We start from the raw sequence: 24766 nt of genomic DNA, 5'->3' as shown, positions 1-24766 counted from the left end.
GCCCATGAGCGACGCACTCTGGCAACGCCAGCTCACCCAGGGCCTGGCTGACCTCAACCTGGAACTGGACAGCGCCAGCCAGCAACAGTTGCTGGCGTTTCTGGCCCTGCTGAATAAGTGGAACCGGGCCTATAACCTGACGGCTGTACGGGAGCCACGACAGATGGTGTCGCGCCAGTTGTTGGACAGCCTCAGTATCCTGCCATTTGTTACCGCGGACCATCTGCTGGATGTTGGCGCCGGAGGCGGGTTGCCTGGCATCCCCCTCGCAATCACCTTGCCCGAAAGGCGTTTTACCCTACTGGACAGCAACAGCAAGAAAACCCGCTTCCTGACCCAGTGTGTGCTGGAACTCGGCCTGAAGAATGTGGAGATCATTCACGGCCGGGCTGAAACCTGTGATCCCGCGATCCGATACCAGCAGATCAGCAGTCGAGCGTTTACGGCACTGGATAACCTCGTCAACTGGTGCGGGCATCTGCTTGCGGATGAGGGCGAGTTCCTTGCCATGAAAGGCCAGTTTCCGGATGATGAGGTGGCTGCCCTGCCAGTGGGTTGGCAGGTAACATCCCGACAGTCATTATCGGTACCTGGCTCGGACGGCGACCGGCACCTGCTGGTGATCGGTCGGGATTCCAGCCATCAGAATTTCACGACAGGAGGCGAGTCATGGCGCGTGTGATTGCAGTGACCAATCAAAAAGGCGGTGTGGGTAAAACCACCACCTGCGTCAACCTGGCTGCGTCATTGGCCGCAACCAAGCGCCGCGTGTTACTGGTGGATATGGACCCCCAGGGCAACGCCACCATGGGCAGTGGTGTGGATAAGAATGCCCTGGAGCTCTCCGGCTACGACATGCTCACCAAACGGGCAACGGCAGCCGAGGTGATTTTCCGGGCCGAAGTCTCTGGGTTTGACATACTGCCGGCTAACGGCGACCTGACCGCCGCCGAAGTGGAGCTGATGAACGAAATCGGCCGCGAGCATCGCCTGCGCCTGGCCCTGAACAAGGTGCGGGAGAACTACGACTACATCCTGATCGACTGCCCGCCGTCCCTCAGCCTGCTGACCGTCAATGCGCTGTCAGCGGCGGATACGGTGCTGATTCCCATGCAGTGCGAATACTATGCCCTGGAAGGTCTGGCGGCATTGATGAACACGGTTGAGCAGATTCAGGAGACCGTCAACCCGGATCTGCAGGTGGAAGGCATCCTGCGCACCATGTATGACCCCCGCAACAGCCTGACTCTGGATGTGTCCAGTCAGCTCAACGAGTTTTTCGGTGACAAGGTCTACCGCGCGGTGATCCCCCGCAACGTGAGGCTGGCGGAGGCCCCCAGCTATGGTATGCCGGCCCTGAAATACGACCGCGCGTCCAAGGGCGCGGTGGCCTATCTGGCCCTGGCTGGTGAGATGGTACGCCGGCATGGATCGCAAAAGACATCCGCGGCTGTTGCCGTGTAAACTACCTCTCCTTTGCACACAGATATTTCATCGGGAAGAATGACAAACACCATGGCGGCGAAGAAACGAGGACTGGGTGAGCGCGGACTGGGCGCTCTGTTGCAGGGCTCTAGGGTCAACCTGGACCAGGAACTGAAGGATCACGATGGTGAGCTCCGGGAAGTTCCGATCGACCTGATCCAGCGTGGCCGGTTCCAGCCTCGCCGTGACATGGATCCGGCGGCCCTGCAGGAACTGGCTGACTCCATTCGCCAGCAGGGCGTGATGCAGCCCGTGGTGGTGCGTCCGATTGCCGAAGGCCGCTTTGAGCTGATCGCCGGCGAGCGCCGCTGGCGAGCCACCCAGATGGCCGAGCTCGACCGCATTCCCGCCATTATCCGCGACGTGCCGGATGATGCCGCTATCGCCATGGCGCTGATTGAGAATATCCAGCGCGAGAACCTCAATCCCATCGAAGAAGCCTTTGCGCTACAACGCCTGCAGGATGAGTTCGGCCTGACCCAGGCTCAGGTCGCGGAAGCGGTGGGTAAGTCCCGTACCACCATCACCAACCTGCTGCGGCTGATCAGCCTGTCGGAAGACGTTCGTGTCATGCTGGAGCACGGTGATCTGGAAATGGGTCATGGTCGGGCCATGCTTACGCTTCAACCCGAGCAGCAGATGCAGGTGGCGCGACAGGTGGTCGCGAAATCCCTGTCAGTGCGGCAGACGGAAGCCCTGGTTCGCCGGGTGCAACAGGAATCGCCGAACCGCAAGAAAGCCAAGGGTGAAGTGGATCCGAACATCCGTGCCCTGCAGGACGACCTGGCCGAGCGACTCGGTGCCCGGGTGTCGATCGACCATGGCCAGCGTGGCAAGGGCAAGCTGGTGATCGAATACACCTCTCTCGACGAACTGGATGGCATTTTAGGCCATATCAAGTAACGTCCCTGGCAGGATTTCCATAGCGCCACTGTTAACAATTTAGTGTTGGCACTCTGCGACCAACGGCGGGGTACCAAAGGTCAGTTTTGACTAGGTACCACTACATATAGTGCTGCCCCTTCATGTTGGTGTCTATTTGTGTCCCTCATGCCCCCCAACGCCAGTTTTTCTGCGTGTTTCGGGGCGGAGCGACCGTTCCGGTTTTGTTGATTCGTGTAGATTGAACACATATAATCTGCGGCGCTTGTATCGGTGCGATTGTCTAATTAATAAACGGCACCGAACCAAAGCGGTGTGGCAACCGGGAAATACCATGACGAAGGCTGAACAGGGTGGGATACAGCGTCCGCCCATCGCACGATGGTTTGTAATAGAAAGTGTGGTATTGGTCGTCGTCAGTCTGGCATTCCTCTTTAAAAGCCAGGTGGCCGGTTATTCAGCACTGTTTGGGGGGCTTATTTTTCTTCTGCCCCACGGTTATTTTGCCTTCAAGGCTTTCCGCTACTCCGGCGCGCGGTCTGCCAGGCAGATCATGAGTTCTTTTTACCAGGGTGAGGCCGGCAAGCTCATCCTGTGCGCCATCCTGTTTACGATGGTGTTCAAATGGATTCCGTCGCTTGATATAGCGGCACTTTTTTTATCATTTGCGATCATGTTGGTCACCAATTGGTTGACTCCGCTCCTAGCGGGCCGCAGAACGCAGCGAAGCTAACAGGACCTGAGAGAACGTTATGGCAGGCAGCGCATCAGAGTATATCCAGCACCACCTCCAGAACCTCACCTACGGTAAACTTCCGGCCGGTTACGAGCGTGCGGATGGTTCGGTGATGTCAGAAGCGGGCTGGACCATGGCCCATAATGCCCGGGAAGCCTCCGATATGGGATTCTGGGCCGTTCACGTGGATTCTCTTGGATGGGCTGTTGCACTGGGCGCCCTGTTCCTGATCCTGTTTCGCATGGCGGCCAAGCGTGCTACCTCTGGTCAGCCCAGCGGCCTTCAGAACTTCGTTGAAATCCTGATCGAGTTTGTTGATACCAGCGTGAAGGAGACCTTCCACGGCCGAAACAAGGTGATTGCACCCCTGTCGCTGACCATCTTCTGCTGGGTCTTCCTGATGAACCTGATGGATCTGGTGCCGGTAGACTTCCTGCCCCAGCTGTTCCACATGATGGGTCTGGAATACATGAAGGTGGTGCCGACCACGGACGTTAACGTCACACTGGGCATGTCGCTCTCCGTGTTCTTCCTGATTATCTACTACAGCATCAAGGTCAAAGGTGTTGGTGGTTTTGTCGGCGAGCTGACCCTGCACCCGTTCTCTTCCGACAACTTCTTTCTCAAAGTACTGCTGGTACCGGTCAACCTGCTGCTGGAAGGCGTGAGCCTGCTGGCCAAGCCCATTTCACTGGCACTGCGTCTGTTCGGTAACCTCTACGCCGGTGAGCTGATCTTTATCCTGATCGCCCTGCTGCCATTCTGGGCACAGTGGGCGCTGTCGGTACCCTGGGCCATTTTCCACATTCTGATCATCACGCTGCAGGCGTTCATCTTTATGATGCTGACGATTGTTTACCTGAGCATGGCTCATGAAGACAGTCATTGATCGGAACCATTAAACCGTAGTTTGAAAACCGAAACCCTTAAACTGAAAACCTAACTGAAAACTGGGAGTTATCATGGAAACTGTAGTTGGAATGACCGCGATTGCCGTTGCACTGCTGATCGGCCTGGGTGCCCTGGGTACTGCTATCGGCTTTGGTATCCTCGGTGGCAAATTCCTGGAAGGCGCCGCGCGTCAGCCGGAAATGACCCCGATGCTGCAGGTTAAAATGTTCATCGTTGCAGGCCTGCTGGACGCCGTAACCATGATCGGTGTTGGTATCGCTCTGTTCTTCACTTTCGCCAACCCGTTTGTCGGCCAGATCGCCGGTTAATCGAGTCGCCGCCGGGGAACTTCCCGGTCTGATGATTCTTTACACAACAGGCGAGAGGTGAAGACGTGAACATTAATTTGACGATGATTGGTCAAGCCATCGCGTTCTTTATCTTTGTCGTGTTCTGCATGAAATATGTGTGGCCGCCGATTATGGCCGCACTGCAGGAGCGTCAAAAGAAGATCGCTGACGGACTGGCTGCCTCAGACCGCGCTGCGCGCGATCTGGAACTGGCTCAGGAAAAGTCAGCTCAGGAACTGCGTGAAGCCAAGCAGCAAGCGGCTGGCCTGATCGAACAGGCCAACAAGCGTGCGGCCCAGATTGTGGAAGCATCGAAAGACGATGCTCGCAAGGAAGGCCAGAAGCTGATTGAGCAGGCCAAGGCCGAAATTGAGCAGGAGCGCAATCAGGCTCGTGACGCGTTGCGTGCGGAAATTGCCGCCATCGCGGTTGCTGGTGCTGAGAAGATCCTGGAAACCTCTGTCGATGCCAACAAGCACAGTGAGATGCTGGACAAGCTGGCAGCAGAACTCTAAACGACGAGGTTCATCATGGCACAACTGAGAACGCTGGCCCGCCCTTACGCAAAGGCAGCATTTTCGGCCGCTCAGGACCAGAAGCAACTGGCTGAATGGTCTGAAGTGCTAACCGTTGCCGGGCAGATTACAGCCAACGAAGACATTCGACAGCTTCTCGCCAGTCCAGGCACCGAAGAGCAGAAGAAGGCAGACATGATTCTGGAGTGCGTTGGAGACAACGTCACAGAGTCGGTTCGCAATTTCTTAATGATTCTGGCGGCCAATCGCCGGTTGAGTCTTCTGCCCGAAATTGCAGCGCTCTTCAACACGTACCGGGCTGACTTTGAGCGTACTGTTGATATTGAAGTCACCTCGGCATATGAGCTGACGGACGAACAACAGCAGAAGCTCGCCCAGGCACTGTCGACCAAACTCGAGCGCCAAGTGTCACTCGCAGCGTCAATGGACAAGTCTTTGATCGGTGGTGTGATTGTACGCACCGGCGACATGGTGATTGACGCATCTGTACGCGGAAAGCTGACCAAACTGGCCGACGCTCTGGGCTCCTGATTTCAGCACAAGGTTTGAGGATAAAGGCATGCAGCAACTGAATCCATCCGAGATCAGTGACATCATCAAGAAGAGAATCGAAAAGCTCGATATTTCTTCCGATGCAAAGAACGAAGGTACGATCCTCTCCGTTTCTGACGGTATCGTACTGATCCACGGTCTCGCCGACGTTATGTACGGTGAGATGATTGAATTTGCCAACGGCATATTCGGTATGGCCCTGAACCTGGAGCGTGACTCCGTGGGCGCGGTTGTACTGGGTGACTACGAAGACCTGGCGGAAGGCCAGAAGGTTCGTTGCACCGGCCGCATCCTGGAAGTACCGGTGGGTCCGGAACTGATGGGCCGTGTGGTTGATGGCTTGGGTAATCCCGTCGATGGCAAAGGCGAACTGGGCACCGATCTGACCTCACCGGTCGAGAAAGTGGCTCCCGGTGTTATCGCTCGTCAATCCGTTGATGAGCCGGTCCAGACCGGTCTGAAAGCCATTGACACCATGGTGCCAATCGGTCGTGGCCAGCGTGAGCTGATCATCGGTGACCGCCAGATCGGTAAGACCGCCGTCGCCATCGACGCGATCATTAACCAGAAAGATTCCGGCATCAAGTGTATCTACGTGGCAGTTGGCCAGAAGCAGTCTTCCATTGCCGCGGTTGTGCGCAAGCTGGAAGAGCATGGCGCTATGGATCACACCATCGTAGTTGCCGCCGGCGCCGCCGATCCTGCAGCGATGCAGTTCCTGGCACCCTACTCCGGCACGTCCATGGGTGAATACTTCCGTGACCGCGGTGAAGACGCCCTGATCATCTATGATGATCTGTCCAAGCAGGCTGTGGCCTATCGCCAGATCTCCCTGCTGCTGCGTCGTCCGCCGGGCCGTGAAGCATACCCGGGTGACGTTTTCTACCTGCACTCCCGTCTGCTGGAGCGTGCGTCCCGGATCAACGCCGAGGAAGTTGAAAAACTGACCAACGGCGAAGTGAAGGGCCAGACCGGTTCCCTGACGGCTCTGCCGATCATCGAGACCCAGGCCGGCGACGTTTCCGCGTTCGTACCGACCAACGTGATCTCGATCACCGACGGCCAGATCTTCCTGGAGACCAACCTGTTCAACTCCGGTATTCGTCCGGCGATGAACGCGGGTGTCTCGGTATCGCGGGTGGGTGGTTCAGCCCAGACCAAGATCATGAAGAAGCTTGGCGGTAACATCCGTCTGGCGCTGGCCCAGTATCGTGAACTGGCCGCTTTCGCACAGTTCGCTTCCGATCTTGACGAAGCGACCCGTAAGCAGCTTGAACACGGTCAGCGGGTAACCGAACTGATGAAGCAGAACCAGTACAGCCCGATGTCCGTGGCTGAAATGGGTACGGTTCTGTTCGCAGCCAACGAAGGCTTCCTGGACGACGTTGATGTCGACAATGTAGTGAAGTTCGAAGCACTGATGCTGGACTGGATGCGGTCCGAGCAGAAAGAACTTCTCGACAAGATCAACGAGAAAGGCGATTACAACGATGAAATCGCCGCGAGCCTGAAAGCTGCACTTGAGAAATTCAAGACCACTCAGAGCTGGTAACGAATGGGCCTGCAACGTGTTGCAGGCCGATTTTAGAGCAATGAGTGTCTAACTTGAGAAGGCAGTGAGTTATGGCCGTCGGAAAAGAAATACGTAACCAGATATCCAGCATCAAGAGCACGCAGAAGATCACCAGCGCCATGGAAATGGTCGCGGCGAGCAAGATGCGTAAGGCTCAGGAACGCATGAAGGCGACACGCCCTTATGCGGAAAAGATGCGTCAGGTTATTGGGCACATTGCCAAGGCGAACGTCCAGTACAAGCACCCGTTCATGGTCGAGCGTGAAGTAAAGCGCGTGGGCTATGTGGTGGTGTCTACGGATCGAGGCCTGTGCGGTGGTCTGAACATCAACCTGTTCAAAGCGCTTGTCCGTGACATGCGAGCGTGGAAGGAGAAAGGGGTAGAGGCTGATCTGTGCGCCATCGGGCAGAAAGGTGCTTCTTTCTTCAGGAGCTACGGCGGTAACGTCGTTGCGGCGCTGACCCATCTGGGGGACAGCCCGAGCTCTGACAAACTCATCGGCAACGTCAAAGTCATGCTGGACGCGTTCTCGGAAGGCAAGATCGACCGTCTTTACCTGGTCAGCAACGAGTTCGAGAACACCATGACCCAGACCCCGCAGGTGGAGCAGATTCTGCCGCTGCCTCCGGGGGAAGACGAGGAAGAGATCAAGAACCAGTGGGATTATCTCTACGAGCCCGATGCCAGGCAGATCCTCGATGGCCTTCTGCCACGTTACATTGAATCCCAGGTGTACCAGGGTGTGGTAGAAAATCTGGCATGTGAACAGGCCGCCCGTATGATCGCCATGAAGAGCGCAACTGATAACGCCGGTGGCATCATCGACGAGCTTCAGTTGGCGTACAACAAGGCGCGTCAGGCAGCCATCACCCAAGAGATTTCGGAGATTGTCAGCGGCGCGGCTTCGGTCTGATCCGCCAACAATCCAACTGGTTTTATTGACTATCTAGATAACGAGGAACCGAGCATGAGTAGCGGACACATCGTTCAGATCATTGGCGCGGTTATCGACGTGGAATTCCCACGTGACTCCGTACCCAACGTATATGACGCACTGCTGCTTGAAGGTGGCGAAACAACTCTGGAAGTCCAGCAGCAGCTGGGCGACGGCATTGTTCGTACCATCGCCATGGGCAGCACCGAGGGTCTCAAGCGAGGCCTGAAAGCAGACAACACCGGTAAGGCCATTTCGGTACCGGTTGGCACCCAGACTCTGGGCCGTATCATGGATGTTCTGGGTCGTCCGATCGACGAACAGGGCGAGATCGGCGAAGACGAGCGCTGGGCGATTCACCGCAAGGCACCGGGCTATGCAGATCAGTCTGCATCTGCCGACCTGCTGGAAACCGGCATCAAGGTTATCGACCTGATCTGCCCATTCGCCAAGGGTGGTAAGGTTGGCCTGTTCGGTGGTGCTGGTGTTGGTAAGACCGTCAACATGATGGAGCTGATCAACAACATCGCGAAAGAGCACTCCGGTCTCTCCGTATTCGCCGGTGTTGGTGAGCGGACTCGTGAAGGTAACGACTTCTACTACGAAATGAAGGACTCCAACGTCCTTGATAAAGTAGCGATGGTCTACGGCCAGATGAACGAGCCTCCCGGAAACCGTCTGCGTGTGGCCCTGACCGGTCTCACCATGGCTGAGAAGTTCCGTGATGAAGGTCGTGACGTACTGCTTTTCGTCGACAACATCTACCGTTACACCCTGGCGGGTACCGAAGTATCAGCCCTGCTCGGCCGTATGCCGTCCGCGGTAGGTTACCAGCCGACTTTGGCCCAGGAGATGGGTGAGCTGCAGGAGCGGATCACGTCGACCAAGACCGGTTCCATCACGTCTATCCAGGCGGTCTACGTACCGGCGGATGACTTGACTGACCCGTCCCCGGCGACCACCTTCTCCCACCTTGACGCGACCGTGGTACTGAGCCGTGACATCGCTTCCAAGGGTATCTACCCGGCGATCGATCCGCTTGACTCCACCTCTCGTCAGCTGGATCCACTGGTCATCGGTGACGAGCACTACGAAGTGGCTCGTGGCGTGCAGACCAATCTGCAGCGCTACAAGGAGCTGAAAGACATCATCGCCATCCTGGGTATGGACGAGCTGTCAGAAGAAGACAAGCTGACCGTTGCCCGTGCCCGTAAGATCGAGCGTTTTCTGTCCCAGCCGTTCCATGTTGCTGAAGTCTTCACCGGTTCCCCCGGTAAGTACGTTTCCCTGAAGGAAACCATCAGCAGCTTTAAGGGCATTCTCAACGGTGACTATGATGATATGCCTGAGCAGGCGTTCTACATGGTTGGTACCATTGAGGAAGCGGTCGAGAAAGCGAAGGAAATGAAGAGCAAGGCGAAGAAGTAATCTGAGCCTAAAGCGCTTGTTTCCGGATCGATCAGAGAGGCAACAACATGGGTATGACCGTGCATTGTGACGTGGTAAGTGCCGAAACAAAGATCTATTCCGGATTGGTTGAAATGCTGATCGCAGCGGGCTCTGAAGGTGACCTGGGTATTGCCCCGGGTCATACGCCGCTGCTGACCCAGCTTAAGCCGGGTCCTATCCGGATAATCAAGCAGGGCGGAGAGGAGGAGATCCTCTACGTGTCTGGTGGTTATCTGGAAGTTCAGCCGAATCTGGTAACGCTGCTCGCGGACACAGCTGTCCGTGCCAAGGATGTGGACGAAGCAGCGGCGATCGAAGCTCAGCGTGAGGCTGAGAAGGCACTCGCCAACCAAACGGGTGAGTTCGAGTATTCCCGTGCCGCTGCCGAGTTGGCCGAAGCTGTTGCCCAGCTTCGCACCATCCAGCAGCTGCGCAACAAGATGCGTTAAGCATTTCTGTTCGGGACTGCCGATCACCGAAACCGCATCCTGAGTCGCCTGAGAACAGCGAAACGTTGTCAGGCAACCAAGGGTGCGGTTTTTTTGTATTCAGGCATTGAAACTGGCTACCGATCCGGAGCGTGGTAATCGTATGACTCCCCTTCACGTTGTGATTCTGGCCGCCGGCCAGGGTTCAAGAATGAAATCGTCGCTGCCGAAAGTTCTCCACCGGGTGGCTGGCAAGCCCATGCTCCATCACGTTATTGATACCGCCCGCCAATTGGGCGCCTCCGGTATCCATGGCGTCATTGGACATGGTGCGGAGCAGGTTCGGCAGATTACCCCCGCCGAAGATCTCATCTGGGCACTGCAGGAACAGCAACTGGGCACTGGCCACGCGGTTGCTCAGGCCTTGCCGGCTCTGCCGGATGAGGCTCGGGTGTTGATTCTCTATGGCGACGTACCGCTAATCAACGTTGAAACGCTCCAGAACCTGGTCTCTCAAGTAAGTGATCGTTCACTCGCGTTGTTGACCGTGAACCTGGAAACGCCGGATGGTTACGGGCGTATCCTGCGGGATGACAGTGGCAAGGTGCGTGCGATCGTGGAACAGAAGGATGCCACTGACGCCCAGAAACAAATCCGGGAGGTAAATACCGGCATCCTGGCGGTCTCGTCACGCCACTTGAAGGACTGGTTGCCGCAGCTCTCCAATCGTAATGCTCAGGGTGAGTACTACCTGACCGACATCATTGCCATGGCGGCTGATCGCGGTGTGGAAATCGCCGTTGCCCAGCCTGCCAGCGAATACGAAGTCCAGGGCGTTAACAACCGTCTTCAACTTGCCGAACTTGAGCGCTGGGTGCAGCGTCAGGAAGCGGACCGTTTGATGACTGAGGGCGCCACCCTGGCCGACCCCGCCCGTATTGACGTGCGTGGCGAGGTGTCCGTGGGCCAAGATGTGCTGATCGATGTTAACGTAGTGTTTGAAGGCAAGGTGTCCCTGGCGGACGGCGTCAGTATCGGGCCGGGTTGTGTGATACGGGACAGCCAGATTGCGGCTGGTGCAAAAATTGAAGCGCATTCAGTGATCGAGGGTGCGGATGTGGGTGCAGGCGCCAGTATCGGACCGTTTGCACGTCTCCGGCCGGGTACCCGGCTGGCGGCCAGGACCAAGGTGGGCAACTTTGTCGAAACCAAGAAAGCCGATGTTGGCGAGGGCAGCAAGATCAACCACCTCAGTTACGTTGGCGATACCTCACTTGGCCGTAACGTAAATGTGGGTGCAGGAACCATCACCTGTAATTATGATGGGGTGAACAAGTCCAGAACCGTTATTGGTGATGACGTGTTTGTCGGGTCCAACACTTCACTGGTGGCACCGGTCAGCGTTGCCTCTGGGTCCACCATCGGTGCGGGCTCTACCATCACCCGTGATGTAGCGGAGAGTGAGCTGGCGGTCGCACGAGCTCGCCAACGCAATATCTCCGGCTGGGAACGGCCGACGAAAAAGTGATTTAAACGATTTACAACGGACAGGTGAGAGCGACATGTGTGGCATTGTAGGTGCGGTATCAGAAAGGGATGTTCAGGGAATTCTTCTCGAAGGCCTGCGCCGTCTGGAATATCGGGGCTACGACTCCGCCGGCATGGCCGTAATTGACGGCAAACAAGCCATCAACCGGGCCCGCGAAGTGGGTAAGGTTGCGGCCCTGGCCGATGCCATCACTGGAAACGGGCTTGAGGGAGCCGCCGGCATTGCCCATACCCGCTGGGCGACCCACGGTGAACCGTCCCAGATCAATGCCCACCCGCATATGTCCGGTGACCGCCTGGCCATTGTCCACAACGGCATTATCGAGAACTACCAGGAGCTACGGGAAGAACTGAAAGCCGAGGGGTTTGAGTTCACCTCCCAGACGGACACCGAAGTCGTTGCGCACCTTATCGAAAAGCAGTTCCGCCTCAGCAACAGCCTTTACGAGGCCGTGAGCACCGCCATTGAACGTTTGCGCGGTGCCTTTGCGCTGGCAGTGATTCATGCCGACGAGCCAGACCATATGGTGGTGTGCCGTGAAGGCAGTCCGTTGGTGGTGGGTGTCGGCATAGGCGAAAATTTCATCGCTTCCGACCAGCTCGCGTTACTGCCTGTCACCGACCGTTTCATGTTCCTCGAAGAAGGGGATATCGCCGATATCCGTCGTGATCACATTGAGATTCATGATCGTAACAAGCAGCTGGTGGAACGCGCGGTTAACCGTTTTGAACACAGCCAGGACGCTGCCGAAAAAGGCGAGTATCGCCACTTCATGCTCAAGGAAATCCATGAGCAGCCGAGGGTCATCCGCGCCACAACGGAAGGCCGGGTTACCAACACCCGTGTGCTGGAACAGGCACTGGGTACCCAGGCTGGCAACCTGCTGGAAGACGTTCGCCATGTTCAGATCATCGCCTGTGGCACCAGTTACCATGCCGGCATGGTGGCACGCTACTGGATAGAGGACCTGGCGGGCGTGCCCTGTTCCGTGGAAGTGGCCTCCGAGTTTCGCTACCGCAAGCATGTGATTCAGCCGGACACCCTGTTCCTGTGTATCTCCCAGTCCGGCGAAACCGCCGACACTCTGGCTGCCCTGCGCCAGGCGAAAAAGGCCGGTTTCCGCGCCGCCATGGCCATCTGCAACGTGCCCGGCAGCTCCCTGGTGCGGGAATCTGACCTGGTGATCATGACCCAGGCCGGCCCGGAAATCGGGGTTGCGTCCACCAAGGCGTTTACCACCCAGCTTACCGCGCTGTTGATCTTCACCCTGGCGCTGGCTCGCCACAACGGCCTGGAAGAGTCGCGCGAAGCAGAAATTGTTGAGGCGATTCGCCTACTACCCAGCCAGGTGGATCAGGTACTGGCACTGGATGGCGATATCGCCGAAATGTCGAAGTCGTTCATGGACAAGAACCACAGTCTGTTCCTGGGTCGTGGCGCCATGTTCCCGGTGGCTCTGGAAGGTGCACTGAAGCTCAAGGAAATTTCCTACATCCATGCCGAAGCCTATCCGGCAGGTGAGCTCAAGCACGGCCCTCTTGCTTTGGTGGACGGCGAGATGCCGGTGGTTACGGTGGCACCCAACAACGAGTTGCTGGAAAAGCTGAAATCCAACCTGGAAGAAGTTCGCGCCCGCGGTGGCGAGCTGTTTGTATTTGCTGACCAGGCAGCGGACGTGCGGCCCCAGGAAGGTATCCACGTAATGCCGCTGCCGTCGGTACACCCGATCACCTCACCGATTGTCTATACCGTGCCGCTGCAGCTCCTCTCGTACCATGTTGCGGTGCTCAAGGGCACCGATGTGGATCAGCCGCGGAACCTGGCGAAGAGTGTGACGGTCGAGTAGCGTGGTACAAACTCGGAGCCTGCTGCCCGGAGTATGCTAATATTCTGCAGGGCGAGTTCAACTTTTGCGTCCCTGTTACGCTAGTATTCGTCGAACAATGAGGTGTCAGCGGGAGAGATCGAGTCGCAAACCATGCACTCGGCGCCGAAGGAGCAACTGCCCCGGAAACTCTCAGGCAAAAGGACCGCTGACATGAATACTTTCCGAAGAGTTGCCAACGACTGCGTCCGTTGGCACACCGAAGGAGCAAGCGGCCGGTTCCGTTGGAGCGGTGCGTGAATCTCTCAGGTCCAGTGACGGAAGGGGTGCTTTCTACCATGCTGTGGAGAAAGGAAACCCTGGACGCCCCTGGAGAGTATTATGAAGCGAGTTGCAGTTATTGGCGGTGGTATCACGGGTATCACCACCGCATACACCCTGGCCAAGCGCGGCCTGGATGTCACCGTTTACGAGAAACACCGTTATGCGGCGATGGAAACCTCTTTCGCCAATGGTGGCCAACTGTCCGCCTCCAACGCTGAGGTCTGGAACAACTGGCAGACCATCATCAAGGGCCTTAAGTGGATGTCCCGGAGGGATGCGCCGCTGCTGGTTAACCCCAAGCCTTCCTGGCACAAACTGAGCTGGTTCGCCGAGTTCATCGCCGCGATTCCCCAGTACGAACAGAACACCACGGAAACCGCACGCCTTGCGATTGCCGCCCGGGATCACCTGTTTGCCTGGGCGCAGAACGAAGGGATCGACTTTGATCTGAAGAAACAGGGCATCCTCCATATCTACCGTGACAAGGCCGGGTTCGACCATGCGGCGAATGTTTCCAGGTTGCTGGCTGCCGGCGGCCTGGAACGTCGGGCGGTCACTCCCGAGGAAATGCGGGCTATTGAACCCACGCTGGCGGGGACCTATTACGGCGGTTTCTACACCGAAAGCGATTCAACCGGTGATATCCATAAGTTCACCAATGGCCTGGCGGAGGCCATTCTTCGCCTCGGCGTCAAAACCTGTTATGAGCACTCGGTGACGGAACTGAGTGCGGATCAGTCCCACGCCTGGGTCACCTCGTTTGATGGTGAAGAGCAAACTCGTGACACCTTTGATGGTGTGGTGATCTGTGCGGGCGTGGGTAGCCGGGAACTGGCCGCCAAGCTGGGGGACCGAGTCAACATTTACCCGGTGAAGGGGTATTCCATCACCGTTGAGCTGGACGACCAAGCCTCCCAGGAAGCGGCACCGACGGTCAGTTTGCTGGACGATGCCACCAAGATAGTCACCAGCCGGCTGGGAGATGATCGGTTCCGGGTTGCGGGTACGGCGGAATTCAGCGGCTATAACCGTGATATCCGGGATGACCGAATCCGGCCGCTCACCCGATGGGTCGAGCAGTGTTTCCCTGGGGTTTGCACCCGCCGCGTCGTACCCTGGGCAGGGCTGCGCCCCATGCTACCCAATATGATGCCGCGAGTCGGTCCGGGCCGGTTGCCCACCGTGTTCTATAACACGGGTCACGGTCATCTGGGCTGGACCCTGTCTGCAATCACTGCCGAGATGGTGGCGGATGCTGTTGCGTCCGCGGTGTCAGGCACAACAGCGAGTACAGCCGGCTAGTGTTGGGAGATCGTGCCGAACTAACGTCGTTCGGCAGGCAGGAGTTCCTGGCTTTTGGCCGCGAGTACGGAATCAGCTACCGCTTCCCCGGCGTCGACGGCCATGACGCCCCCGATGACGATTCAACCATCGCCCGGGGGTGGATTGATGAAACCCCGCTACCGTCGGGGTTTCGCTTCACTCATTCCGACCTGACGATCTCCCAGAGCTATGAATCGGTGTCGTTGGGCCATGCGCCCCTGTTGATGGTGATCGTGCTCGAAGGACGCATCCGCCTGTCGGTTGGTGCGGTCGAGCGGGAGCTTGGGAGTGGCATGGCTGCCAGCCTGCAATTACGACCGGAATATGCACTGGCAGCCTATCAGCCTGCTGGTCAACGTTTGAAAACCATTGTGTTGGCTTTTGATCCCGGTGGCCCGTTGCCGGCGCAGACCGAACAGGGGTCTCTGCGAGCCCTGCTCAGGGGGGTGCAGGACCCAGTGATGCTGTGGGACGTTCCACCGGTTCTCATGACGGCTCTTGAGCAACCCCTTGGCGTCGGGCTGCCTGAGCTTCAGAAAACACTGGTGCTGGAAGGTCTGGCTCTGCAGTTGGTGGGTTATGGTCTTCCGGAGCCGGTGCCAGCGATTGAACGGAAAAATCGCGCGTCCACCCAGGAACACCAGCGCCTGGAGGCCATTCGTCAGCTGATGGAATTCGCCCCGACGGACAATTACTCCCTGACGGATCTCGCCAGCCGTGCCGCAATGAGTCCCAGCAGTTTGCGTAGTAAATTCCGTGCGACCTACGGATTGTCGGTGTTCGGGTATCTGCGGAAGTGCCGGTTGAACCTGGCCTGGCATTACCTGGAGCAGGGATACTCCGTTCAGCAGGCTGCCCACCGGTCCGGCTATCGACATGCCACTAACTTTGCGACTGCGTTCCGGCGCCAGTTCGGTGTTTCTCCCAAAACCGTCGTTTGAATCACGGTATTTATCATTCCGCATATAAATTCTGTCACTTGGCATATCTAATGCTGGATCTAAAAGCGAATAATTCGCATTAAATTATCGTTAGACCCAAGTGAGGTTTTCATGTTCCGACATTCCCGTTTGTCATTTGCGGTTGCCATGGCCCTTGTCGGTGTCACCGGCGCGCCATTAGCCGTTGCCCAGGAACAGGGCGAACCGAAAATGCTGGATGCGCTAAACGTAACAGCGACCCGCAGCGCCACGAAAACCGATACCCCGGTGATTGAAACCCCGCAATCAGTATCTGTTGTCAGCCGCGAAGACTGGGAAGAAAAAGGCGCCCGCACGGTGCAGCGCGCCGCCAGCTATACCCCGGGTGTGGGTACAAACCAGGTGGGGTCTTCCAACCGCTACGATTATCTGATTCTCCGCGGTTTTTCCGATGGCAGTATCAACAACACCTATCTGGATGGCCTGCGGGTGATGAACGACGGTGGCTCCTACAGCTCCTTTGCCATTGATCCCTGGTTTCTTGAGCGCATTGAGATTGTTAAAGGCCCGACCTCCGTTCTCTACGGCCAAGGCTCCCCTGGTGGGATTGTTGCCCTGACCAGCAAGCGTCCGGAGTTCCGGGATGGGGGTGAAATCCGTGTCTCGCTCGGCAACAACGCCCAGCGCAGCTTTGCTTTTGATGTCACCGGTCCGGTGGATGATGAGCAACGGGTTGCCTATCGCGTGACCGGCATTGCTTCCGCTGCTGACGCGCAACAGGACCACGTGGAACTGGACCGTCGCGCCATTGCCCCGTCGCTGACCTGGGACATGACCGACGAGACCAGCGTGACCCTGCTGGCCTACCTTCAACGTGATCCGGAAGGTGGCTACCACAGCGGTTTGCCGTACGAGGGCACGGTGGAGTCCCGCAACGGCCAGAAGATCGACAACACCTTCTTTGAGGGCGAACCGGACTACGACCTTTTCCGGCGCGACATGACCATGGTGGGGTACGATCTGGAGCATCGAATCAACCGTAACTGGTCCGCCTTGCAGAAAGCCCGTTACCTGGATTCGGACGTTGAGTTGAAACAGGTCTATGCCTACGGCTGGGCCTCGGCCACTGAGCTTAACCGCTACTACTCCGGTGGCGATGAGGATCTGCAGGCACTCACCGTTGATAACCAGATTCAGGGGGAATTGACGACTGGCGCGGTGGATCACACCGTATTGGTGGGGGTGGACTATCAGCAGCGTGAGAACGACGTGGTCTGGCCGTCGGGCGCCTTTCCGGCCATCGATGCCTTCAATCCTGAGTACGGGGCCGATCCCTCTGCCCTGTACCCCCCGCAACGCAATCTCCGTAAGCAGAAACAGACCGGGGTCTATCTGCAGGACCAGCTGGCCACCGGTGGCTGGCGGTTGACGTTGGGTGGCCGTTACGACTGGGTGGAGATCGAGAACACCAATCGTGACACCGGTGTAGTGACAGAGCTGGACGAAACCCAGTTCAGTGGCCGTGCTGGGCTGCTCTACCTGTTCGACAACGGCATTGCACCCTACGTGTCCCACTCCACGTCGTTTTCGCCCAGCGCCTATACCGACGAGAACGGCGACCTGCTGGCCCCGAGTGAAGGCAAGCAGATAGAAACCGGGCTTAGGTACCAGCCGGTGGGAACCACGGACCTGTATACGCTCTCTCTGTTCCGCATCAACCAGGAGAATCTGGCCACCAAGCAGCCACAGGAGTCCTTCTACCGCAGCATCGGTGAGATTGAGTCCCAGGGTGTGGAGCTGGAAGCCAAGGCGCAGCTGACGGAGAACCTGAATGTCCAGGCCGGATATGCGTTCACGGACGTCACCTTTGAGAAGTCCGAGGCCTATCGCGAGGGCAATGCCGCCAGCCAGGTGCCGGAACACCAGCTGACCCTGTGGGCCGGTTACCGGTTCACGCAGGGAGTCCTTAACGGGGCAAACGCGGGATTGGGTGTCCGTCACAACGCGGACATCTACGCCGATGATGCCAACACCAAAAAGGTGCCGGACTACACCCTGGTGGATCTGGCACTGGGCTACGATTTCAGCAAGCTCGGCCTGGAAGGCGTTTCTACCCGGCTGAACGTGAACAATCTGCTGGACAAGGAATACGTGGCGTCCTGCTACAACAGTTTGGACTTCTGTTACTTCGGGGCAGAGCGTAACGTTACGGCGTCGGTTTCTTACCGGTTCTGACACGTAAGCGGGAAGTGATAACGGTCATAATAAACCCTGAGTGCTGAAAACAGAGTCGATTCTGGCTCTGTTTTTAAGTAATATTACGAAACTCTTTTGAGTGGTCGTCCGGCCACTCTTCCTTGTTTCATGTAAGACCAAATAGGCACTCACCCTGTACCTTTGGGGGATTACCGGTTACACAAATATCAAGGAAGATGCGGGCCTTCTGCCACACAATTCCAACAAACCGTTTACTCAGAAGATTCCCGCAATGCCCACAACCGTTCTCTCCGGCTTTACCCACAACTTCCTGGGTAATGCACCCGCCTGGTACAAACAGGTCATTCTTCTATTCCTGATCGCCAACCCGCTGATTGTCTGGACCCTTGGTCCGGCCGTGGCCGGTTGGGCGTTGGTGGGGGAGTTTATTTTTACCCTGGCCATGGCGCTGAAGTGTTATCCACTGTTACCGGGCGGGTTGCTGGCGATTGAAGCCCTGTTAGTGGGTATGACGTCAGCGGATGCGGTGTACCACGAGGTGTTGGTGAACTTCCCGGTCATCCTGCTGCTGATGTTCATGGTGGCTGGCATCTACTTTATGAAAGAGCTGCTGCTGGTGACGTTTACCCAGATCCTGGTGGGTGTGCGGTCAAAGTCCGCGTTGTCACTGCTGTTCTGTGCTGCTGCGGCCGTTCTATCCGCGTTCCTGGACGCGCTTACCGTCACCGCAGTCATCATCAGTGTCGCTGTCGGTTTTTACTCGGTGTACCACAAGGTAGCTTCCGGCAAGGGTTATCATCACTCTGATCACAACGCCAACAGCGACGAACACGTGATTGAGTTGCACCGGGAAGACCTGGACAAGTTCCGGGCCTTTCTGCGTAGCCTGCTGATGCACGGCGCCATTGGTACGGCCTTGGGGGGAGTGTCCACCATGGTGGGCGAACCCCAGAACCTGCTGATCGCCAAGGTAGTAGGGTGGGACTTTGTCAGTTTCTTCCTGCGCATGGCGCCGGTGAGCCTACCGGTGCTGGTGGCCGGCCTGACCACCTGCTGGCTGCTGGAAAAGCTGCGCTGGTTTGGGTATGGCGCCCGGTTGCCCAAGCCTGTCCGCCAGGTACTGGAAGAGTTTGCTGACAACGAGCGCACCAAGCGCACGAAAGCCGACCAGGCTGCCCTGTGGGTGCAGGCAATGGCGGCCCTGGTGCTGGTTGTTGGGCTGGCGTTTCACCTGGCAGAGGTGGGATTGATCGGCCTTCTGGTGATTATCCTGATCACCTCGTTCACTGGTGTTACCGATGAGCACCAGATCGGCAAGGCCTTCCAGGAGTCGCTGCCATTTACCTCGTTGTTGGTGGTGTTTTTCGCCATCGTCGCGGTGATTCACGAGCAACACCTGTTCAAGCCGATCATCGATTTTGTGCTCAGCCTGCCGCAGGACCAGCAGCCGGGCATGTTCTTTATTGCCAACGGGTTGTTGTCGATGATCAGCGACAATGTGTTCGTAGCCACCGTTTACATCAGTGAAATCAAACAGGCGCTGGACGCCGGCAGTATCGACTACGAGCATTTCCAGGAGCTGGCCATCGCCATCAATACCGGCACCAACCTGCCCAGTGTGGCTACCCCCAATGGCCAGGCCGCGTTTCTGTTCCTGCTGACGTCTGCAATCGCCCCGCTGGTGCGATTGTCCTATGGGCGGATGGTTGTGATGGCGTTTCCCTATACCATCGTGATGGGCGCGGTAGGTCTGTTTTGCGTCATCAATCTGGTTTGACCAAGCTGACATCGCCATACCAGGCGGTGGCAGATGCTCCGGTGTTGTCGGAATCCGACATGATGGCGACGCCCACCAGCTTCGGCGGCTCTCGGTCAAAGGCCTTGCGGTAGTCCGCAACGATATCCCGCTCCACCGTGACCCATTCGCCTGTGTTCGCCGTCCCGGAGTTCACCGCTACCATCATCGTGGTATCGGTGAACGGGTTGGCAACGATTTCGCCAACCGGCAGCCGGTTGGCCCAGATGTAGTTCAGCGCATTGCCCGGCAGTTCCTCCCCGAACACCACTTCCACGGTCTCGCGTTTGGCGCGCTCGAAAAAGCCGGCTTCGTCCGGCTCGAACTCAAAGGCCACGTAGATTCGCGCAGGGTAGTCATCGCCCTCCTTTTTACGGGCGTTTCCCTGCTCATAGACGTTCGACACTTTCCACCGCCAGCGCAGGATCAGTGAATCCCCGGGTTCGACGGACACCCTGGCTATCAGCCCGGAGGCGCTGTTGTCTGTGGTGGCCTTGACCACCTGCTCGCCGTTGTCGTCCGTCAACTGATAGCGACTGTGGCGGTCTATCTTCGGAAACTCCATCGGTTCCCAGCCATCTTCCAGGGACGTTATGGTCGAAAACGCGGTGATCAGCGAGTTTTCCGTGCTGTCAGCCTGGGCCGAAGCGGCCATCAACGAAAGGGCGAGGGCGGCCGTCAGGTATCTCGGTAGCGGTGTCATGGGATGCTCCTATGGGTTCGTTTACTGACCGGTAACCGTCGAAAAAGTGCCTTGTTGCGATTTATCTTAGTCTATATAGTGTTTATATCCTTGGCTTAGTACCAGATATAGTGATCAAAGGCTGATCAATCACAGATCGCCCTCATCACGATGATCGTGGTACCGGGAATCCGGTGAGACTCCGGAACTGACGCGCAGCGGTATTGGGGAACGAGCGTGGCATAAAGACACTGGCGAATGCCGGGAAGTCGCCACGCAAGGCCGAGCCAACAGGTTCACGCCCCTGAGTCCGAAGACCTGCCAGGGAATACAACTGCACCTTCGCGTATCAAGGTGAGCAGACCGGTTTTGCGTTGTCTCTGTTCAGAGCAATGCTCGCCCCTGCGTACGCGAAGGTCTTGGCATAAACGCGTACTCAGGAGAACCGACATGTCCACTGCTACCCTGGCCGAGCCCGGCCAATCTGCCTCAACCAGCACCGCCTCCCTACAGGTTATTAAACGTAATGGCGCCCTGGTTGGATTCGACGCCAGCAAAATCAGTGTTGCCGTGACCAAAGCATTTCTTGCCGTCGAAGGCGATGAAGCAGCAGGCTCGGCCCGTATTCACGATTCCGTGGAACAGGTTACCCATCAGGTCATGCAGGCCATCAGCCGACGCTTGAAAGCCGGCGGCAAGGTGCACATTGAAGATATCCAGGACCAGGTGGAATTGGCGCTGATGCGGGCGGAGGAGCAGAAAGTGGCCCGCGCCTACGTACTCTACCGGGAGGCTCATGCCCAGGAGCGGGCCAGCCTGGCGCCGGTGGAGGCCCATCCCACGCTTACGGTGAAAAAAGCCAACGGTGAGGCCGCGCCGCTGGATCTGGGGCTGATGAAAGTCCAGGTGGAGCGTGCCAGCCAGGGATTGGAGGGCATCGATGGCGAATCCCTGGTGGAAGGGGCGCTGCGGAACCTGTACGACGGTATTGCAGAGGAAGAGGTGCTGTCAGCGTTGATCATGACCGCCCGCGGCCGCATCGAGCAGGAACCGGACTACAGTGCCGTAACCGCTCGTCTGCTGCTGGAACAACTCAGGCTGGAAACCGCGGCCGCCTTGAGCCTGCCCCTAAGTTTGCCGCTGGCGGAAATATACCCGCAGGCCCTGAGCACCTTCATTGAGCAGGGTATCCACTACGAGCTGCTGGACGACGCCATGGCGGCGTTCGACCTGGAACGCCTGGGTGCTGCCCTCAAGCCGGAGCGGGACCACCAGTTTGGGTTCCTCGGCCTGCAGACTCTCTACGACCGCTATTTCCTCAACTGGAAAGGTGACCGGCTGGAGTTGCCCCAGGTTTTCTTCATGCGCGTGTCCATGGGCCTGGCGTTGCAGGAAGATGACCCCAATGCCCGGGCCATTGAGTTCTACGACCTGTTGTCATCCTTCGACTACATGGCCTCCACGCCAACCTTGTTCAACAGTGGTACCCGACATTCCCAGCTTTCATCCTGCTACCTCACCACCGTTCAGGATGATCTGGAGGGTATCTATGGTGCCATCCGCGACAACGCCATGCTGTCCAAGTGGGCCGGCGGCCTGGGTAACGACTGGACGCCAGTCAGGGCTTTGGGCTCCCACATCAAGGGTACCAACGGCAGCAGCCAGGGTGTGGTGCCATTCCTGAAAGTGGTGAACGACACGGCGGTGGCGGTGAATCAGGGCGGCAAGCGCAAGGGCGCCGTGTGCGCTTACCTGGAAAGCTGGCACCTGGATATTGAAGAGTTCCTGGAGCTACGCAAGAACACCGGCGATGAGCGTCGTCGTACCCACGACATGAACACCGCCAACTGGGTACCGGACCTACTGATCGAACGCATGCGCAGTGATCAGGACTGGACCCTGTTCTCGCCAAACGACGCTCCGGACCTGCATGACCTGTACGGCAACGCATTCCGGGAGCGGTACCAGGAATACGAGGCGATGGCGGCCAGGGGCGAGATTACTCTGTTCAAGACGGTGTCCGCCAAACTGCTCTGGCGCAAGATGCTGACCGTGCTGTTCGAGACCGGGCACCCCTGGATTACCTTCAAGGACCCCTGCAACCTGCGCTCACCGCAGCAGCATCGGGGCGTGGTGCACAGCTCCAACCTGTGTACCGAAATCACCCTGAACACCAGTGCGGATGAGATCGCCGTGTGCAATCTGGGGTCCATCAACCTGGCGGCCCATGTCCACAACGGTGAGCTGGATGTCCAGCGCCTCGAACGCACGGTCAATACTGCGGTCCGCATGCTCGATAACGTGGTCGACATCAATTACTACGCAGTGCCCCAGGCGAAGAGTTCCAATTTCAAGCATCGGCCCGTTGGTCTCGGCCTGATGGGCTTTCAGGATGCGTTGTATCGACTCAATCTGCCCTACACCAGCGCGGAAGCGGTGGAGTTTGCCGATGTGGCGATGGAGCAGATCAGTTATTTCGCGATCCGGGCCTCGGCTGCGCTGGCCGGTGAACGCGGTGCCTACGAGACCTACGAAGGCTCATTGTGGCATCAGGGTATTCTGCCCATTGACTCCATCAACCTGTTGAAAGAGGCCCGTCAGGACGGCGACCTGAGCCTGAATACCAGCAGCCGCCTGGACTGGACGGCGGTGCGGGAACTCATCGCCCGCAATGGCATGCGTAACAGCAATGTGATGGCCATTGCGCCAACGGCGACCATCTCCAACATCGTCGGTGTCTCTCAATCCATCGAACCGGCGTACCAGAACCTGTTCGTGAAATCGAATCTCTCCGGCGAGTTCACGGTGGTTAATCCATCTCTGGTTCGTGATCTGAAAGCTGAGGGTCTGTGGGACAACGTGATGGTGAACGATCTCAAGTACTTCGATGGTAGCGTGCAGCAGATTGATCGTATACCGGCAGCACTGAAGGCCCGCTACGCCACCGCCTTTGAGATCGATGCCCGCTGGCTGGTGGAGGCGGCGGCCAGGCGCCAGAAATGGCTGGACCAGGCCCAGAGCCTGAACCTTTACATGGCGGAACCCAGCGGCAAAAAGCTGGATGAGTTGTATCAGCTGGCCTGGGAACGTGGACTGAAAACCACCTATTACCTGCGCTCGCTCGGGGCCACGGGTGCCGAGAAAACCGCGCCGGTAGCAGCACCGCAACCACAGGTATGCAGCATTGATGAGCCGGACTGCGAAGCCTGCCAGTAAACCCGACCGCCACCAAGATTCTAGAGGTTAAAAGATGCTCAACTGGGACGACGAACCAAACACCCAAACCCGCCCGGCTACCCAGGAGGGTCCGGCCCCGGTCAATGTCGATGACAAGCGCGTTATCAACGGCGAAACCGACATCAATCAGCTGGCACCCTTCAAGTACCCCTGGGCCTGGGAATACTTCATGAATGCCAACAAGAACCACTGGACGCCGCTGGACGTGAACATGGCTCAGGACGTTCACGACTACCACCACCGCCTGTCCGCGCCGGAAAAGCACGTGTATGAGAACGTGCTGGCCTACCTCACCACCTCCGACATCCTGGCGATGCGCAACATCGGCCTGGCGGTGATGGAGAAGATGAGTGCCCCGGAATTGCAGATTTACCAGGCGCGGCAGGTGTACGAGGAAGCCATGCACACCTGGGCCTACCAGCACTGCATTGAAACCCTCAACCTGGACCAGAGCGAGATCTACAATCGCTATCGGGTGGTCCCCGCGATCAACGGCAAGATCCAGATGGCCAACCGCCGGCTGGATGCCGCCATGCGCTCTGACATGAACCTGCGCAACAAGGACGACCTGCAGGAGTTCATTATGTCCTACCTGTTCTTCGCAGCGGTCTTTGAGGGTGCCTGGTTCTACAACGGTTTCAGCCCCATCTTCGCCCTGCAGCGTCGGGGCCTGATGCGGGGCACCGGTGAGCAACTGCAGTACATCCTGCGGGACGAAGCCATGCACTTCTCGTTCGGGCTGAAAGTGGTGAACCAGATCCTGGAAGAGGAAAACATCACGCTGGACCCCAAAGCCGTGCGCGATATGTGGGACGAGTCCGAAGCCGCTGAAACCGCCTACGCCAACTACATCCTGCGGGACCCGATCCTGGGCTATTCCGCCGAGTACCACAGCGAGCAGTTCCGTTTTGTGGCCAATCGCCGGGCCAGAACCGTTGGCCTGGACGAACCGTTCCCGGGCGCGAAGAACGTCTCACCTTGGTTGGACGAGCAGGCCACCCTGCGCAAAGAGAAGAACTTTTTCGAAACTCGGGTCATCGAGTATCAGACCGGCGCGCAGCTGGAGTGGTAGCAACG

General features: G+C 57.7%; 21 protein-coding genes and 2 riboswitches. Of the genes, 20 read left to right on the top strand and 1 reads right to left on the bottom strand.

Annotated features, from left to right (window positions below; genetic code table 11):
• Window positions 1–4: 4 nt before the first annotated feature.
• The 18 genes from rsmG to nhaB all read left to right on the top strand — a co-directional run bounded on the left by rsmG (window position 5) and on the right by nhaB (window position 19752).
• Window positions 5–682, top strand: coding sequence for a 16S rRNA (guanine(527)-N(7))-methyltransferase RsmG (gene rsmG / locus AAGD24_RS19945; RefSeq protein WP_379866135.1), 678 nt, complete (start codon window positions 5–7; stop codon window positions 680–682).
• Window positions 670–1464 carry a ParA family protein gene (locus AAGD24_RS19940; RefSeq protein ID WP_036211720.1) on the top strand — a complete coding sequence of 265 codons (795 nt, stop codon included), beginning with the start codon at window positions 670–672 and terminating at the stop codon, window positions 1462–1464. Before rsmG ends, AAGD24_RS19940 begins: the two co-directional genes overlap by 13 nt.
• Before the next feature lie 51 nt (window positions 1465–1515).
• Window positions 1516–2388: a ParB/RepB/Spo0J family partition protein gene (locus tag AAGD24_RS19935; RefSeq protein ID WP_036212072.1), complete on the top strand. Its 873-nt coding sequence runs from the start codon at window positions 1516–1518 to the stop codon at window positions 2386–2388.
• Between the two features lie 313 nt (window positions 2389–2701).
• A complete protein-coding gene (locus tag AAGD24_RS19930; protein WP_036211717.1) occupies window positions 2702–3100 on the top strand; it encodes a F0F1 ATP synthase subunit I in 399 nt (132 codons plus the stop codon).
• Between the two features lie 19 nt (window positions 3101–3119).
• Window positions 3120–3992: a F0F1 ATP synthase subunit A gene (atpB, locus tag AAGD24_RS19925; RefSeq protein WP_036211714.1), complete on the top strand. Its 873-nt coding sequence runs from the start codon at window positions 3120–3122 to the stop codon at window positions 3990–3992.
• A gap of 73 nt (window positions 3993–4065) precedes the next feature.
• Window positions 4066–4323 (top strand): F0F1 ATP synthase subunit C, encoded by a 258-nt coding sequence (atpE, locus tag AAGD24_RS19920; RefSeq protein WP_012138088.1) that lies wholly within the window; start codon window positions 4066–4068, stop codon window positions 4321–4323.
• A gap of 65 nt (window positions 4324–4388) precedes the next feature.
• Entirely contained in the window at window positions 4389–4859 is a 471-nt protein-coding gene (locus AAGD24_RS19915) for a F0F1 ATP synthase subunit B (protein ID WP_036211711.1), read from the top strand.
• A 15-nt stretch (window positions 4860–4874) separates the two neighbouring features.
• A complete protein-coding gene (locus AAGD24_RS19910; RefSeq protein ID WP_007153009.1) occupies window positions 4875–5411 on the top strand; it encodes a F0F1 ATP synthase subunit delta in 537 nt (178 codons plus the stop codon).
• A 28-nt stretch (window positions 5412–5439) separates the two neighbouring features.
• Window positions 5440–6984, top strand: coding sequence for a F0F1 ATP synthase subunit alpha (gene atpA / locus AAGD24_RS19905; protein ID WP_036211708.1), 1545 nt, complete (start codon window positions 5440–5442; stop codon window positions 6982–6984).
• A gap of 71 nt (window positions 6985–7055) precedes the next feature.
• Entirely contained in the window at window positions 7056–7919 is an 864-nt protein-coding gene (gene atpG, locus AAGD24_RS19900) for a F0F1 ATP synthase subunit gamma (RefSeq protein WP_036211705.1), read from the top strand.
• Window positions 7920–7973: 54 nt separating this feature from the next.
• Complete coding sequence (atpD, locus tag AAGD24_RS19895; protein ID WP_036211702.1) at window positions 7974–9368, top strand: F0F1 ATP synthase subunit beta; 1395 nt, start codon at window positions 7974–7976, stop codon at window positions 9366–9368.
• Window positions 9369–9415: 47 nt separating this feature from the next.
• Window positions 9416–9838, top strand: a complete 423-nt coding sequence (locus AAGD24_RS19890; RefSeq protein WP_007153013.1) for a F0F1 ATP synthase subunit epsilon — start codon at window positions 9416–9418, stop codon at window positions 9836–9838.
• 142 nt (window positions 9839–9980) lie between these two features.
• A complete protein-coding gene (glmU, locus tag AAGD24_RS19885) occupies window positions 9981–11345 on the top strand; it encodes a bifunctional UDP-N-acetylglucosamine diphosphorylase/glucosamine-1-phosphate N-acetyltransferase GlmU (protein WP_379866130.1) in 1365 nt (454 codons plus the stop codon).
• A 34-nt stretch (window positions 11346–11379) separates the two neighbouring features.
• On the top strand, window positions 11380–13212 hold the full coding sequence (glmS, locus tag AAGD24_RS19880; RefSeq protein WP_036211699.1) for a glutamine--fructose-6-phosphate transaminase (isomerizing): 1833 nt from the start codon (window positions 11380–11382) through the stop codon (window positions 13210–13212).
• Between the two features lie 99 nt (window positions 13213–13311).
• Window positions 13312–13409: riboswitch (glycine riboswitch) on the top strand.
• 163 nt (window positions 13410–13572) lie between these two features.
• Window positions 13573–14817: a D-amino acid dehydrogenase gene (locus tag AAGD24_RS19875; RefSeq protein WP_075196424.1), complete on the top strand. Its 1245-nt coding sequence runs from the start codon at window positions 13573–13575 to the stop codon at window positions 14815–14817.
• Complete coding sequence (locus AAGD24_RS19870) at window positions 14817–15779, top strand: helix-turn-helix transcriptional regulator (RefSeq protein ID WP_379866127.1); 963 nt, start codon at window positions 14817–14819, stop codon at window positions 15777–15779. Before AAGD24_RS19875 ends, AAGD24_RS19870 begins: the two co-directional genes overlap by 1 nt.
• A gap of 111 nt (window positions 15780–15890) precedes the next feature.
• Window positions 15891–17993, top strand: a complete 2103-nt coding sequence (locus tag AAGD24_RS19865) for a TonB-dependent siderophore receptor (RefSeq protein ID WP_379866125.1) — start codon at window positions 15891–15893, stop codon at window positions 17991–17993.
• Between the two features lie 253 nt (window positions 17994–18246).
• Entirely contained in the window at window positions 18247–19752 is a 1506-nt protein-coding gene (gene nhaB / locus AAGD24_RS19860) for a sodium/proton antiporter NhaB (protein ID WP_036211681.1), read from the top strand.
• On the opposite strand, the gene AAGD24_RS19855 is transcribed toward nhaB, so the two are convergent.
• On the bottom strand, window positions 19739–20473 hold the full coding sequence (locus tag AAGD24_RS19855; RefSeq protein WP_379866123.1) for a DUF3047 domain-containing protein: 735 nt from the start codon (window positions 20471–20473) through the stop codon (window positions 19739–19741). The two genes, nhaB and AAGD24_RS19855, sit on opposite strands and share 14 nt — an antisense overlap.
• Window positions 20474–20598: 125 nt before the next feature.
• Window positions 20599–20793: riboswitch (cobalamin riboswitch) on the top strand.
• 109 nt (window positions 20794–20902) lie between these two features.
• Here AAGD24_RS19855 and AAGD24_RS19850 point away from each other — a divergent pair.
• Both AAGD24_RS19850 and AAGD24_RS19845 read left to right on the top strand, forming a co-directional pair.
• Window positions 20903–23668 (top strand): ribonucleoside-diphosphate reductase subunit alpha, encoded by a 2766-nt coding sequence (locus AAGD24_RS19850; RefSeq protein WP_379866119.1) that lies wholly within the window; start codon window positions 20903–20905, stop codon window positions 23666–23668.
• Between the two features lie 34 nt (window positions 23669–23702).
• On the top strand, window positions 23703–24761 hold the full coding sequence (locus AAGD24_RS19845; protein WP_075196426.1) for a ribonucleotide-diphosphate reductase subunit beta: 1059 nt from the start codon (window positions 23703–23705) through the stop codon (window positions 24759–24761).
• Window positions 24762–24766 lie beyond the last annotated feature (5 nt).

This window comes from Marinobacter sp. M5B, assembly GCF_042604615.1.
Taxonomy (GTDB): Bacteria; Pseudomonadota; Gammaproteobacteria; order Pseudomonadales; family Oleiphilaceae; genus Marinobacter; species Marinobacter salarius.
This window is presented reverse-complemented; position numbering and strand designations above follow the sequence as displayed.